Genomic DNA, 13,867 nt, shown 5'->3' with positions numbered 1-13,867 from the left:
GTAATAGACGAGACGATCGGAGGGTGAGAACTTGCGGCTGTTAATTTTATTGATTAGTATCATATTATTTATTTCGCTTTGTTTTTATATTTTTGCCCCACAAATAAAACGAGGCGCCCAATCGAAAAATGTGCCGGTTTTATTTATTCATGGCTATTTAGGCAGTCAAAAAAGCTTAGGGAAAATGATTAAACGATTTGAACAAAACGGATGGGGAACTAAAGTAGGTTACTGCGTCGTTCAAAAAGATGGAGCTATTCAGTGGAAGCACATTATGAAAGCAAAAGAGGGAAAACTCCCGCTTATTCATATCGTCTTTAAAAAGCCAGATGCCAGTATTGCACAGCAGCAAAAATGGATTGAAGCTATTATGCAAGATGTACGTGATACATATAAAGCATCTTCTGTTGATTTAGTTGGACATAGTATGGGAGGAGTAACAGCAGCAGCAGTTAGTTTGGCTAACCCTCAATATATTCAAAAGTTAGTTACGTTAGGATCGCCAATTCAAGGATTAGATTATCAGGAATTAATGGAGATGTATCCTCATGCACGCAATCATATTGAATCTATGGGGGCTCGTGATTTAGCTTTTCACTCTATAGCGTTAAACAAGCTATACGAAAGTCGTCAAGATTTCTCAAAAGAGATCGACGTTTTTTCAGGAGCAGGAGATGTGGGAGATAAGACAGATGGAGTGGTAACAGTAGAAAGTGCATACGGACTGCAAGAGTTTACCGAACACATTCATCTCCAAACGTTTCATGAAGCACATTCGGATTTACATGAAAGCTCAGAGGTTGATAAAGCTGTTTATCAATTTTTAAAACGAGATTAAAGGGGGATTACGATGCTTTACTTAATTAGACACGGCCAAACAGATTGGAATAAAAACAAACTTATTCAAGGGCATGCTGATATTCCGCTCAACGAAACAGGAAAGCAACAAGCCAAACGCGTAGCGGAACGTTTTAAAGATATCCATATTGATGTAGTCTACACAAGCGATTTGCTTCGTGCGCAGGAGACGGCTAGGAAAATTGCCGCAGTCGCTAAAGTAGAGAAAGTCGAGGTTTGTGAGCAGCTGCGCGAGCGCTCTTTTGGAGAATTAGAATCAAAGAACGTAGAAGTTCTGCATGATCTTGTGCCAAACTATGCGACAAATTGGGGAGAAGAACCTTTATATAATATTGAAACACTCGAAGCCGCTCAAGAACGGATGGTTCGGCGTTTAACGGAAATCATGAAGGAGTCTATTGGAAAGAAAGTAGCAGTTGTTAGTCACGGGGCGGCAATTAATACATTCATTCATCATGTAACAAGCGGAGAACAAGGAACAGGGACTACTATTTTACAAAATACATCGATTACAACTTTTGCTTATGAAAGTGGAAAATGGCGTCTTGAAACAATCAATGATGCCAAACATCTTGAATAAATATACTTAAAGAGGCTGTGACAGTAGTATTTTAGTTGAGGGGGGATCCGAACGATTAATCGTTCGGATTTTTTTATGGTTATGGTGAACGCAGGTTTCATATATGTAAGTACTTCTGGCTGTTGATTGGAGGGAAAGGCGAAGACTCCTATGGGAAAAGCGGAAGGGATGAGACTCCGCATATTAATTATATATATAAATATTTATACAATTGATTTTAATAAAAATGCATAGTAAAATAAGTTTTATTACTATTCTATTAAAGCGTTTAGTATAACTGGATTTCCTAATATTGTTTAATAAGTAACTATATTTCGGAATAAGATTAATTGATTTGTATAATTTCAAGGAGGATGTAGTATGTCTAAAGATTGGAGTCACTTATTTGAAAGAATGCCTGAATTGCTAGCACCCACAATGGCTAAAGATCATCCGAATTTGCCCGTTGTGAAAGAAGAAGGATGCTATTATTATGGATTGGATGGTAAAGAATATCTCGATTTTACTTCTGGAATCGCTACGACAAATGTAGGACACAGACATCCGAAAGTAGTAAAAGCAATCAAAGACGGAGCAGATCAATTATTGCACGGTCCCTCAGGTGTCATTATGTACGAATCGATATTAAAGTTAGCCGATGAGTTAGGAAAAGTAACGCCGGGCAATTTAGACTGCTTTTTCTTTGGAAATAGTGGCACCGAAGCAATTGAAGGAGCCTTGAAATTAGCGAGGCATGTTACAAAGCGTCCGTATGTTATTTCTTTTTTAGGGTGTTTTCATGGCCGCTCGATGGGAGCTTTAAGTGTTACAACATCGAAAAGCAAATATAGACAATTTCAGCAGCCTTCGGGACTGACATATCAAATTCCATATGCCAATCCAAAAGAGTGCCCTGCGGAGCTAGACAGCGATGTATACTTTACTGAAAAGCTTGAAAAAGATTTTGAAATACTGTTTAAGCACCAAGTCACGCCTGAAGAAGTGGCGGCCGTTATTTTGGAACCAGTATTAGGCGAAGGCGGCTATATTATCCCTCCGAAAAGTTGGATGAAGAAGTTAAGAGAGATTTGTGATCGTCACGGAATATTACTTATTTTCGATGAAGTGCAAACAGGGTTTGGCCGTACCGGTGAATGGTTTGCTGGCCAAACGTTTGATGTTGTACCAGATATCATGGCTATAGCAAAAGGAATTGCTTCTGGAATTCCGCTTAGCGCAACGGTCGCTTCTCAAGAATTAATGAAGCAGTGGCCTCTTGGCACACATAGTACAACATTTGGAGGGAATCCTATCGGATGTTCAGCAGCTCTTGCAACTCTTGAAGTGATGAAAGAAGAACAGCTGCTGGATAACACGAAAAAAATGGGCGCTTATGCATTAGAAAAGCTGCATCTTTTAAAGGAAAAACATTCAGTTATTGGAGATATCCGTGGTTTAGGACTTATGATTGGAATTGAAATTGTTAATCCGCATACGGGAGAAGGAGATGGAGACGCTTTATTCGAGATTTTGGACTTAGCTTTAGAAAAAGGCGTGTTATTTTATTTTTGCGGAAATGCAAGTGAAGTTATTCGCATGGTACCTCCGCTTACTGTGACAAAAGAACAGATAGATGACGGCATTCGTATGCTAGATGAGGCTATTACTTCTTTTGAGAAAAAGTCAGCTGTAAAAGCGTAATAAAAAAATATAAAAAATTTATATATTTGTAACCTAGTTGTCATAGTAATGGTAGCGATATCATAGTTTTAGAGGGAAAACAATTTTCTGAAAAGTAGTTGACATCTGTTTGTGCAGCATGTAACATAATATTTATCTTATCAACAATTATCAACAAAATTCGACAAACTTCTTATCAAGAGAGGCGGAGGGATAGGCCCTGTGAAACCTCGGCAACGGACTTTATAGAACCGTGCCAACTCCCACAAGCAGTGCTTGAAAGATGAGAAGAGACCAGGCTTACTAACAATTGTGATCCCAACCTCTTCTTACAGGCACTTAGACACTGTAAGTGGAGGTTTTAATTTTATGACAAGAATATAACATTTAGATAAAAAACAGCAGGTGAAATTACCTGCTGTTTTTATATGCTGTAAAATGATAAATAACCTACCAGAATTCCTAGTAAAAGCATCCCGGCCGTAATACCAATAATCCACCACATCATTTTTTTCATCGTTTATTCCTCATTATCAATTGACTGTAGCTGTAGATCCGCCAGAAGCGCCGGAAGCCGTACCATAAGCGGTTTGTCTTTTGATTCCAGCATTTTTAGCTGCAACTTTCCACTGCCAGTCAATTCGCCCGTAGGCTCGATTATTTTGTACCCAAGATTTTGAGCTCTTTTTTGAAATAGACACAAGGGGGTTTACGTTTTTTGTGACCACACCTCGTACACTTTTGACTGAAGTTACTGAGGAGCTTTTTGTGTAATAATCTACATACACCGTTAGTTTTGTTGTTGTAAATCCAGCCGCTTTATAAGAAGCCGTATAAGCTGCTGTTTTGAATAAAGGTGAAGCCGTTTTTGCTCCGTATGCTGCTGTACTTGCAGCTTCGACCGTGCCGCTGCTCTCTTCAATATCCATTTTGAACAGAGATGGATCCCTTAGTGATTGTACAACTTTTTGTTTTTGTTGACGCGACAGTTTTGAAAATTCATACAGTGAACTTTTATCACCTTGCCCTTTCAAGAACTGCGTGTAAGAAGCAACCGTTAAATGAGCAGGTTTTTCACTAGCCTGAACAGAGTTTGGTACGACTAATAGACATAATAATGCACCTATCAGGGAAAAAGCAAAAAACGTTCTTTTTGTAGCCATATTCATATAAATCCTTTCTAGTACTCTATCTTTATAAATAGATAAGAAGTAATTTATCGTTTTGAAGAAGGGCTGTGTGCTGACATATTAACTGTCATCACGACACGAGCTTGCTGTACAGATTTCATAAAGCATTCGTATAGAGAAGCGAATACTTTGTCCACATCTCCTTCTAAAGCTGTTGCAAAAGGCACGGTTTCGGCAAATACTCCCTGTTGTTTAACTGCGCCAATTCCGCTTTTGATGATGTCTACATAATGCGGCGTATCTAATGGATACAAAGAAAATTGAGTGGATACAGGGAACGAAGCACAAAGCTGTTGGTTTAAAGGCATGTTTTCTTTTGAGTTTATTTTTCTTTCTTCGAAATATTCTTCGTGACGCCCTGTTGAAAACGTGGCATTCAGCACAATATGCTTTTCTGATTTTCCAGCACTTTTATAAATGGCCTGTACAACTTCAAATACGTCTTTGGCAGTTCCTTCAATAAACGTACTAACACGGTCCGTTTTTCGCTGAACTTTAGACATATCCACTTCGTTTAGTGCGCTTAAAATAATATCGATGAAGTTATCGCTCATAACGGAAAGCGTAAAACGACAGCCAACATTTATTTTTTCCAAGTTAATCACCCCTAAAATATAGATTTGTAGTTTTTTAATCATACAAATCATAAAATAACTTTTCTGTTTTGTATAGAAACAGAAGATAGATTCTTTATTTTTAGTAAATATTACATAGAAGAAACGAGAATAAATTGCATAACATGAAAATTAAGGGTGTCAAGAAAAGTCACATAGTGAAAAAGAATAAAAAAACAATGTTAGAACTTCTGACAAAAAGCTGGTATATAGACTGAAAACACCATATTATAAATACAAGATCACATTATTCTCCTGCGATTTCGTATAACCTCTTGAAAAAGGGACTTGGGATTTTATCATAAATCCAACCTCCTAGCTGTATAATCAGCTAGGAATTTTTTTTACCCAAAGTCTCTATCGCCCATGAGGTTACCTGCACTTATTCAACTCAGAGCATGCACCATATATATTTAAGACCAGTGTAAGAAAGATTGCTTGAAGATGTTAGTGTTCGGTTTGAGCTAGAAATAGATAGATGTTACGAAAGAGGGGAAAGAAGGTATGACGCACACATTAATTAAAAATGCAGAGATTATTACGATGAATGAGAAGAATGATATTATTTACGGTGACCTTTATATTGTTGGAAATCGTATTGCAGCCATCGGGAAAAATCTGCATCCGGAAAAGGTAGATAAAGTCATTGACGCAGCAAATAAAACGATTGTGCCGGGCTTTATACATACTCATATTCATTTATGTCAAACGCTTTTTAGAGGGCAAGCAGATGATTTAGAGCTGCTAGACTGGCTAAAGAAGAAAATATGGCCGCTTGAAGCTTCGCATGATGAAGAATCTATCTATTATTCAGCACTGTTAGGGATCGGTGAACTCATTCAAAGCGGGACTACAACAATTGTCGATATGGAAACTGTTCATCATACAGACTCTGCTTTTCAAGCTATATCTAAGAGTGGAATCCGAGCTCTTGCAGGAAAAGTAATGATGGATAAAAAAGGCGACGATCTGCCAAAAGCTCTGCAGGAGACAACGGCTGACTCGATTAAAGAAAGCGTAGAGCTGCTTGAAAAATGGCATAATTCAAATAACGGTCGTATTCGATACGCATTCTCCCCAAGATTTGTGCTGTCGTGTACGGAAGATTTGCTGCGTGAAGTGAGCCATTTATCAGCTGCCTATAATGTTCATGTCCATACTCATGCTTCTGAGAATCAAGAAGAAATTCGCATTGTAGAAGCTGAAACGGGTATGAGAAATATCATGTACTTAGACCATTTAGGATTAGCCAATGAGCGCCTTATTTTAGCGCACTGTGTGTGGCTAAACGATCAAGAAAAGCAAATTATTAAGAATCAAGGAGTAAAAGTCAGTCATTGCCCAGGCTCAAACTTAAAACTTGCATCGGGAATCGCAGATGTGCCCAGTTTATTAGAGCAAGGTGTATTTTTAAGCCTTGGCGCTGATGGTGCTCCTTGTAATAATAATTTGGATATGTTCAACGAAATGAGGCTGGCCGCTACGATTCATAAACCCTCTTACGGACCAACAGCCATGAATGCAAAGCACGTGCTCGAAATGGCTACAATCGGAGGAGCGAAAGCAGTTGGGCTTGAAAAAGAAATTGGAAGTTTAGAGGTTGGGAAAAAAGCAGATCTTGCCATTTTAAATTTAAATCAGCTTCATACTTTTCCATCTTACGGCGTAGACCCTATTTCCAGAGTTGTGTATTCAGCAACGCGAGGAGATGTAGAACTAACAATGGTTGACGGTGAAATTGTGATGGAGAATCGCGTGCTAAAAACCATTGACCAGGGAATTGTGCTGAAAGAGGCAAATCATTCGATAGATCGTCTTTTAAAAAGAATTCCACTTTTAATTTCGTAAGATGTAAAACGAAGAAGAGGCCGGGATAAAAGTATTTTAACAAAAGTAAAACTCGAATTATTAATCGGAGTTATTGATTAATAATTTGAGTTTTTTGTTGTCAAGGTGAACGTAGGTTTCATCTGTTTAGTTGCTTCTAGCTGTTGATTGAAGGACATGGCGTAGACTCCTGCGATTATTCCATTTATTTGTCTTTAGAATGGATTTATTTAGTTATGTCTCAATCTCTTTTTTGTATAAATGAGTAAAAAGAGTACTCTTGCAACAGACTAAAAAGATAAGAGAAATAAATTTTCAAAATTCCAAACTAACGGAAGATAAAAATTTTTATAATGATAGCGTTTTCCACCTTTGCATATCTACAAATTAAGACTATAATAGGACAAAAGATTTTACTTTGAAACGTAAAATCCTCCTAAATCGTGTCCTTTTTAGGACATTTGAATAGGTAGGATTTTTTATTTTTTTTAGAAGTAGGGAGGCGCGCGTGTTGGAGCGTAACGGAATATTAGAGCGCTTGTTTAAACTATCAGAGCGCAACACAACACCAAAACAAGAAATACTAGCAGGACTTACAACTTTTATGACGGTCAGTTATATGGTAATCGTCAATCCCATTATCATGTCTGACGCGGGTATCCCTCGAGAAGCGGCTCTTGCAGCTACCATTTATGCCATTGTATTTAGTACGTTACTGATGGCTCTATGGGCAAACTTCCCGATTGTAACCGGTCCAGGGATGGGTTTAAATGCGTTTTTTACGTATTCAGTAGTATTAGGACAAGGATTGTCATGGCAAACGGCACTTGGAGCAGTTTTTATATCCGGGGTCTTATTTTTTGTTTTAACGGTAACAGGAATACGCGGAAAGATTATTGATGCCATTCCGAACGTATTAAAGTCTTCAATAGCAGTTGGAATTGGTCTTTTTGTTGCGTTTATCGGTTTGAAAAACGCTGGATTAGTTGTGGCAAACGAGTCTACTTTTGTAGGGCTTGGAAATGTCATGGATAAAGGCCCGTTACTTGCTATTTTTGGGCTGATATTAGCAGCTGTACTGATGGCTAAAAATGTAAAAGGTGCTCTTATTATAAGTATTTTTGCTACGACAATATTAGCAATGATTGTAGGAGTACAAGCAGTTCCTCATTCTCTGAAAGACGTCTTTTCAGCTACGCCGCCAAGCGTTGGAGAAACATTCTTTCAAATGGATTTAAAGGGTGCAGTTGCCTACGGCATTTTTTCAGTTGTATTTTCTTTCACCATCGTAGAATTATTTGATACGCTAGCGACATTGATTGGACTATCTAAAAAAGCAAACTTAGTAGATAAAAACGGTAAAATTCCAGGTTTAAATCGCGCGCTTGCAGCAGATTCAATTGGTACAATGGCGAGTGCTATTTTTGGAAGCACTGCGTTAAATACGTATATTGAAAATGCAACAGGTATTGCAGAAGGAGGGCGTACCGGCTTAAAGGCATTAACGGTTGCCATCTTATTTATATTTACCTTGTTTTTTGCACCGCTTATTCAATTTATCCCAAGCGTTGCTACTGCTCCAGCACTCATTATTATTGGTTCGCTTATGCTAAGTGACATTCGAAACGTTAACTTCGACGATTTCACTGAAGTTGTTCCCGCTTTCTTAACAATTGTCATGATGCCGTTAACCTACAGCATTGCAGAAGGGTTAGCATTCGGCTTCATTTCATACACAGCGATTAAACTGTTTACAGGACGCCATCGCGAAATTCATTGGATGATGTATGTAATCACCATTGCCTTTTTTATCAATTTTTATATGAGTTCCCATTAGGAATGAAAAAAGACGTAGCATTAAGCTACGTCTTTTTTGTAAAGGCTTGTTGAGGGAACAAACCTATATTTCATTAAGGTTGATAAATATCCCAAGCTGTTTTTAATGAATCAACGATATAGTTAGCTACTTCTTCGATATCCAAATTATCAGTTTCAACTTTTGAATGGTGGTTTGAGTAGATAGCTTGACGGTCGTAAAATAGCTTTTCAATATCTTCTAAGCTTCTTCCTTGTAAAACAGGACGGCTATCAATGATCAAACTAATGCGTTCTTTCCAAGAATCCCAAGACAAATCTAAAAAGAATACGATGCAGTTAGATAAACAAATCTCTTGAATTTCTTCTTGTAAAAAAGCGCCTCCCCCTAAGGAAATGATTTTTAAGCGCTGCTGTGAAAGTCGACTTATTACTTCTTTTTCTTTTTGCCTGAAGAAAGTTTCACCGTGCCCTTTAAAAATCTGAGAAGTAGGCATATTAAATTCTTTTTCGATTTCTTGATCTATATCAACAAAATCTCTATACAATTTTTTGGCAACCATTTCGCCAATAGTTGTTTTTCCTACCCCCATAAAGCCGATAAACACAATACTTTTCTCTCTAAGAGATATGTCGTTATATGCCATTTTTAAGCCTCTTTCTGATTTTTAAATACAAATCGGATGTTATAGTAAATACTGAAATTATAATATAAATCCTTTAGTTTGTAAAAGCTACTATTCTTCTCTGAAATAAAGCAGAAATTATTTTTTAGGATGCATAGAAAGATACACTCGAGTATCTTTTTTGTGCTCATATTTTGGATTAGCGCTTCGCGTATATTCTTTTGACTGATGTTCTATATGGTAGTTCTGTTCAAATTGTTTGATTGCTTCATTAATTTCTTCTTGTGTTCCCATTAATCTTACTTGCAGCATTGTAATGTCTCCTTCCATACACTTTGTTTTTTGACTATATCATGAAATGAAAAAGAAGTAATTTTATTTTTGTTGACGAACTTGTATATACAGGTTAGAATAAAAACATAAAACTTGTATATACAGGTTTGTGGTGAGATTTATATGGGGGATAGGAGATATAGGAGTGAAATGAAAGCGGAAACAAGGGGGAAAAGACATGAATCGAGAATCTGTTGAACGCATTGTAGAAGCCGTTGGTGGAAAAGAAAATATCTCTGCTGCAACGCACTGTGTAACGCGCCTTCGACTTGTTTTAAAAGATGAAGGTAAAGTCAATCAACGTATGCTAGATGAGCACGAATTAGTAAAAGGATCTTTTTCTACAAACGGCCAGTTTCAAGTTGTCATTGGTCAAGGCACGGTGGATAAAGTATATAAAGAAATGGTGGCGCTTACAGGTATAGGCGAGCTATCAAAAGAAGAAGTGAAAAACGAAGCGGCTAAAAACTTAAATCCGCTGCAGCGCGCAATAAAAACATTAGCTGACATTTTTATTCCTATTTTACCGGCCATCGTAACCGCGGGTTTATTGATGGGAATCAATAATGTACTAACAGGAGCCGGAATTTTTTACGATGATAAATCAATCGTAGATGTTCATACACAGTGGAAAGACTTCGCAAGCATGATTAATTTAATTGCGAATACGGCTTTTGCCTTTTTGCCAGCTCTTATTGGGTGGTCAGCTGTTACGCGTTTTGGAGGAAGTCCTTTATTTGGAATTGTCCTTGGGCTCATGCTGGTACATCCTGACTTGCTAAATGCTTGGTCTTACGGAGAAGCATTAAAAAAAGGAAGTATCGATACGTGGAATTTATTTGGCCTGCATGTTGAGAAAGTAGGCTATCAAGGACAGGTTTTACCCGTATTAGTCGCTTCATTCGTCTTGGCAAAAATCGAATTATTCTTACGAAAACGCATACCGGATGGATTTCAACTTTTGATTGTAGCACCTGTAGCTCTTTTAGTAACAGGGTTTCTCGCTTTTATTGTAATTGGTCCAATTACATTTGCAATAGGAAATGTTATTACAGATGCAGTTGTATGGCTGTTTAAAACGGCTCCATTTATTGGAGGGCTTGTATATGGAGGTTTATACGCTCCTCTTGTTATTACAGGGATGCACCATACATTTTTGGCCGTAGATTTACAGCTGATTGGAAGCGTAGGGAGTACGTTCTTATGGCCAATGGTAGCATTATCGAATATTGCACAGGGCTCTGCGGCTTTCGCGATAATGGTTCTTTCAAAAGATGATGAGAAATTAAAAGGATTATCTTTAACGTCAGGGGTTTCAGCGTGGCTTGGCATTACGGAACCTGCAATGTTTGGTGTGAATTTGCGTTTTAGATTTGCTTTTATTTCTGCAGTGATTGGTTCAGCTATTGCCGGTATTGTCATATCTGTAGCCGGAGTGAAAGCAGCGTCGGTAGGAATTGGGGGTATACCAGCTCCGTTATCAATTGTTCCACAGAGCTGGCCGCCTTTTATTATTGGAATGGTCATCGTAATCGTTGTGCCGTTTCTTTTAACGTTAACGCTCGGAAAGCTTCAGAAAAAATCAACCGTTACATCAACGGTCGCGGGTACAGACTCATTTCAACATAATTCTAAGAATTAAATGGTGGTGTTAAAGATGCAAGAACCTTGGTGGAAAAAATCGGTTGTTTATCAAATTTATCCAAAAAGTTTTTATGATACGACTGGAAACGGCGTGGGTGATATAGCTGGCATTATTGAAAAGCTAGATTATTTGAAAAAGCTCGGGGTAGATGTTCTGTGGCTAACGCCAATTTATAAATCACCGCAGCGGGATAACGGATATGATATAAGTGATTATTTTGTTATTCAAGAAGAATACGGAACAATGGAGGATTTCGATCGTTTAGTAACAGAAGCGCATAAGCGGGGTCTTAAAGTCATCATGGATATTGTCGTTAATCATACATCAACTGAACATGAATGGTTTCAAGAAGCTAAAAAATCGAAAGATAACCCGTACAGAGATTTTTATATTTGGAAAGATCAAAAAGAAGATGGAAGTGCTCCGACGAATTGGGTTTCAAAATTTGGGGGATCCGCGTGGGAGCATGATAACCTCACAGAACAATCGTATCTGCATTTGTTTGATGTTACGCAAGCGGATTTGAACTGGGAAAACGAGCGTGTGCGCCGAAGCGTGTATGATATGATGACGTTTTGGTTTGAAAAAGGAGTAGATGGATTTCGTCTGGACGTTATTAATTTAATTTCAAAAGATCAGCGTTTTTTAGATGATGATGGTTCCATTGCACCAGGAGATGGCCGGAAATTCTACACCGACGGTCCTCGCGTGCACGAATATATGCGGGAAATGAATCAAGAAGTTTTTTCAAAATATGATAGTATGACCGTTGGAGAAATGTCGTCCACAACCGTTGACCACTGTATTCAGTACTCTCATCCGGACCGACGCGAGCTTAGTATGACGTTTAATTTTCATCATTTGAAAGTCGATTACCCGAATGGAGAAAAGTGGGCCCTAGCAGATTTTGATTTTATTAAATTAAAAGAGATTCTATCAACTTGGCAAACGGAAATGAATAAAGGTGGGGGATGGAATGCATTATTTTGGTGCAACCATGATCAGCCTCGCGTTGTTTCACGCTATGGAGACGACGAACTCTATCATAATAAATCTGCTAAAATGCTCGCTACAACGATTCATTTGATGCAGGGAACGCCTTATATCTATCAAGGCGAAGAAATAGGTATGACAAACCCGAAGTTTTCCTCTATTGATGAATATAGAGATGTGGAGTCATTAAATGTGTATGAAATAAAACGTGCACAAGGAATGGACGAAAATGAAATTTTGGAAATTTTAAAACATAAATCAAGAGATAATTCCCGTACACCGGTGCAATGGAACGATAAGCCGAATGCAGGTTTTACAAAAGGAAAGCCATGGATTAATCCGGCCGATAACTACCGTAAAATTAATGTAGAAAAAGCGTTAGAGGATAAAGATTCAATCTTTTATTTTTATCAAAAGCTTATTGCACTGCGCAAGCAGTACGAGATTATCACCTATGGAAACTATGAATTGATTCTTGGAGAAGACGAGCAGATTTTCGCTTATATCCGAAATGGAGCAGACGAAAAGCTGCTCGTGATAAATAATTTCTACGGCAGCGAGAAAATTTTTGAACTGCCAGAAGATATAACTTTTGAAGGATATCATAGTGAAATATTGCTGTCTAACTACGAAGATTCATCAAAGGAATTCAAGCGAGTCTTACTTCGGCCGTATGAATCAATCGTGTATCATTTAAAAAAATAGAGAAAAAGTGAAAAGAACGATGGGTGACAATCTATCGTTCTTTTTATACAATTGGGTATATATAGAAAGTAAAATAGGTGATGGCAATTGAAAGAAAATAAATTTATCAGCATTTACGAACAGTTAGTCGATAAAATTAAACGCGGTGACTGGCGTCCCAATACAAAACTTCCTTCTGAAAATGAGCTTGTTGAACAGTATCAAACGTCTCGTGAAACGATACGGAAAGCGTTAAATTTACTCTCGCAAAATGGGTACATTCAAAAAATGAAAGGAAAAGGTTCTTTTGTATTAGACGTATCACGCTTTGATTTTCCAGTATCAGGACTTGTTAGCTTCAAAGAAGTAGCGGAAAAGCTAGGACATACTTCCACTACTATTGTAAAAGAGTTTGAATTAATCAAGGCGGATCACGATCTGTGCACACAGCTTGGCGCAACGAAAAAAGATCTCATATGGAAAGTAGTTCGAGCACGTGAAATCGATGGAGAAAAAATTATTTTAGATAAAGATTTTTTTCATAAAAAATATGTTCCTCACCTCACAAAAGACATATGCAAAGGCTCTATTTATGAATACTTAGAAAAAGATCTTGGGCTGAAAATCAGCTTTGCTAAAAAAGAAATTTCCGTTGACGAGCTGACGGACGAAGATAAAAGTTACTTAGATTTGAAAGACTATGAACATATTGTGGTAGTAAGAAACTATGTGTATCTAGAAGATGCAAGCCTTTTTCAGTATACGGAATCACGTCATCGTCTTGATAAGTTTCGTTTTGTGGATTTTGCTCGCAGAGGTATATAATGGTTCACTGCCCATGAGTTTTTCCTTTTTGTAGATGTTTACAAAAAACTGCTTTGGTATAAAAAACAAAGCAGTTTTCTTATGGAGAAAACTGAAAAAACGTGATCCTTTTGACGATAAAATTCTAAAAAGGTTGAATTTTTATTTAGAGTTTGTTTTAGTAGAACATAAGATTATTTTATATTTGTATAATGTTATTCATACGGTATACAGATTTA

General features: G+C 37.6%; 12 protein-coding genes and 1 riboswitch. Of the genes, 8 read left to right on the top strand and 4 right to left on the bottom strand.

Translation table 11 applies throughout. The annotated features are described in order from the left end of the window. The first annotated feature begins 31 nt into the window (after positions 1-31). The 3 genes from ACWATA_RS19585 (at position 32) to ACWATA_RS19575 (ending at position 3,118) form a co-directional block, all read left to right on the top strand. Positions 32-838, top strand: a complete 807-nt coding sequence (locus tag ACWATA_RS19585) for an alpha/beta fold hydrolase (RefSeq protein WP_047751572.1) — start codon at positions 32-34, stop codon at positions 836-838. Positions 839-850: 12 nt separating this feature from the next. Then, positions 851-1,438: a histidine phosphatase family protein gene (locus ACWATA_RS19580; protein WP_034269720.1), complete on the top strand. Its 588-nt coding sequence runs from the start codon at positions 851-853 to the stop codon at positions 1,436-1,438. Positions 1,439-1,798: 360 nt separating this feature from the next. Then, a complete protein-coding gene (locus ACWATA_RS19575; protein WP_028412199.1) occupies positions 1,799-3,118 on the top strand; it encodes an aspartate aminotransferase family protein in 1,320 nt (439 codons plus the stop codon). 169 nt (positions 3,119-3,287) lie between these two features. After that, a riboswitch (SAM riboswitch) is annotated at positions 3,288-3,387 on the top strand. A 243-nt stretch (positions 3,388-3,630) separates the two neighbouring features. Here the strand turns inward: ACWATA_RS19575 and ACWATA_RS19570 are convergent. After that, complete coding sequence (locus ACWATA_RS19570; RefSeq protein WP_034269729.1) at positions 3,631-4,260, bottom strand: hypothetical protein; 630 nt, start codon at positions 4,258-4,260, stop codon at positions 3,631-3,633. 53 nt (positions 4,261-4,313) lie between these two features. Continuing rightward, positions 4,314-4,892, bottom strand: coding sequence for a YkoF family thiamine/hydroxymethylpyrimidine-binding protein (locus tag ACWATA_RS19565; protein ID WP_235907397.1), 579 nt, complete (start codon positions 4,890-4,892; stop codon positions 4,314-4,316). A 513-nt stretch (positions 4,893-5,405) separates the two neighbouring features. Here ACWATA_RS19565 and ACWATA_RS19560 point away from each other — a divergent pair. Next, positions 5,406-6,749, top strand: coding sequence for a 5'-deoxyadenosine deaminase (locus ACWATA_RS19560; protein ID WP_034269732.1), 1,344 nt, complete (start codon positions 5,406-5,408; stop codon positions 6,747-6,749). Positions 6,750-7,239: 490 nt separating this feature from the next. Then, positions 7,240-8,565 (top strand): NCS2 family permease, encoded by a 1,326-nt coding sequence (locus tag ACWATA_RS19555; RefSeq protein ID WP_016763224.1) that lies wholly within the window; start codon positions 7,240-7,242, stop codon positions 8,563-8,565. Positions 8,566-8,638: 73 nt separating this feature from the next. Here the strand turns inward: ACWATA_RS19555 and ACWATA_RS19550 are convergent, their stop codons facing one another. Together ACWATA_RS19550 and ACWATA_RS19545 are read right to left on the bottom strand one after the other, a co-directional pair. Next, complete coding sequence (locus ACWATA_RS19550; RefSeq protein WP_473050129.1) at positions 8,639-9,190, bottom strand: shikimate kinase; 552 nt, start codon at positions 9,188-9,190, stop codon at positions 8,639-8,641. A gap of 117 nt (positions 9,191-9,307) precedes the next feature. Continuing rightward, positions 9,308-9,481 carry a YvzF family protein gene (locus tag ACWATA_RS19545; protein ID WP_080754382.1) on the bottom strand — a complete coding sequence of 58 codons (174 nt, stop codon included), beginning with the start codon at positions 9,479-9,481 and terminating at the stop codon, positions 9,308-9,310. Between the two features lie 199 nt (positions 9,482-9,680). Between ACWATA_RS19545 and treP the strand changes: the two genes are divergently transcribed. The 3 genes from treP (at position 9,681) to treR (ending at position 13,649) form a co-directional block, all read left to right on the top strand. After that, on the top strand, positions 9,681-11,144 hold the full coding sequence (treP, locus tag ACWATA_RS19540; RefSeq protein WP_028412208.1) for a PTS system trehalose-specific EIIBC component: 1,464 nt from the start codon (positions 9,681-9,683) through the stop codon (positions 11,142-11,144). A 15-nt stretch (positions 11,145-11,159) separates the two neighbouring features. After that, positions 11,160-12,845: an alpha,alpha-phosphotrehalase gene (gene treC / locus ACWATA_RS19535; protein WP_328172399.1), complete on the top strand. Its 1,686-nt coding sequence runs from the start codon at positions 11,160-11,162 to the stop codon at positions 12,843-12,845. An 87-nt stretch (positions 12,846-12,932) separates the two neighbouring features. After that, positions 12,933-13,649: a trehalose operon repressor gene (gene treR / locus ACWATA_RS19530; protein ID WP_473050128.1), complete on the top strand. Its 717-nt coding sequence runs from the start codon at positions 12,933-12,935 to the stop codon at positions 13,647-13,649. The last annotated feature ends 218 nt before the right edge of the window (positions 13,650-13,867 follow it).

It is taken from the genome of Priestia sp. USM5, assembly GCF_058323215.1.
The sequence above is the reverse complement of the archived record's forward strand: the minus strand, read 5'-3'. Positions and strand labels throughout refer to the sequence as shown.

What these genes read in the sequence shown, in the direction of transcription:
- ACWATA_RS19580 (WP_034269720.1), top strand. Translation starts at nt 851, where the DNA reads ATGCTTTACTTAATTAGACACGGCCAAACAGATTGGAATAAAAACAAA.
- ACWATA_RS19550 (WP_473050129.1), bottom strand. Translation starts at nt 9,190, where the DNA reads ATGGCATATAACGACATATCTCTTAGAGAGAAAAGTATTGTGTTTATC.
- treP (WP_028412208.1), top strand. Translation starts at nt 9,681, where the DNA reads ATGAATCGAGAATCTGTTGAACGCATTGTAGAAGCCGTTGGTGGAAAA.
- ACWATA_RS19575 (WP_028412199.1), top strand. Translation starts at nt 1,799, where the DNA reads ATGTCTAAAGATTGGAGTCACTTATTTGAAAGAATGCCTGAATTGCTA.
- ACWATA_RS19545 (WP_080754382.1), bottom strand. Translation starts at nt 9,481, where the DNA reads ATGCTGCAAGTAAGATTAATGGGAACACAAGAAGAAATTAATGAAGCA.
- treC (WP_328172399.1), top strand. Translation starts at nt 11,160, where the DNA reads ATGCAAGAACCTTGGTGGAAAAAATCGGTTGTTTATCAAATTTATCCA.
- ACWATA_RS19560 (WP_034269732.1), top strand. Translation starts at nt 5,406, where the DNA reads ATGACGCACACATTAATTAAAAATGCAGAGATTATTACGATGAATGAG.
- ACWATA_RS19570 (WP_034269729.1), bottom strand. Translation starts at nt 4,260, where the DNA reads ATGGCTACAAAAAGAACGTTTTTTGCTTTTTCCCTGATAGGTGCATTA.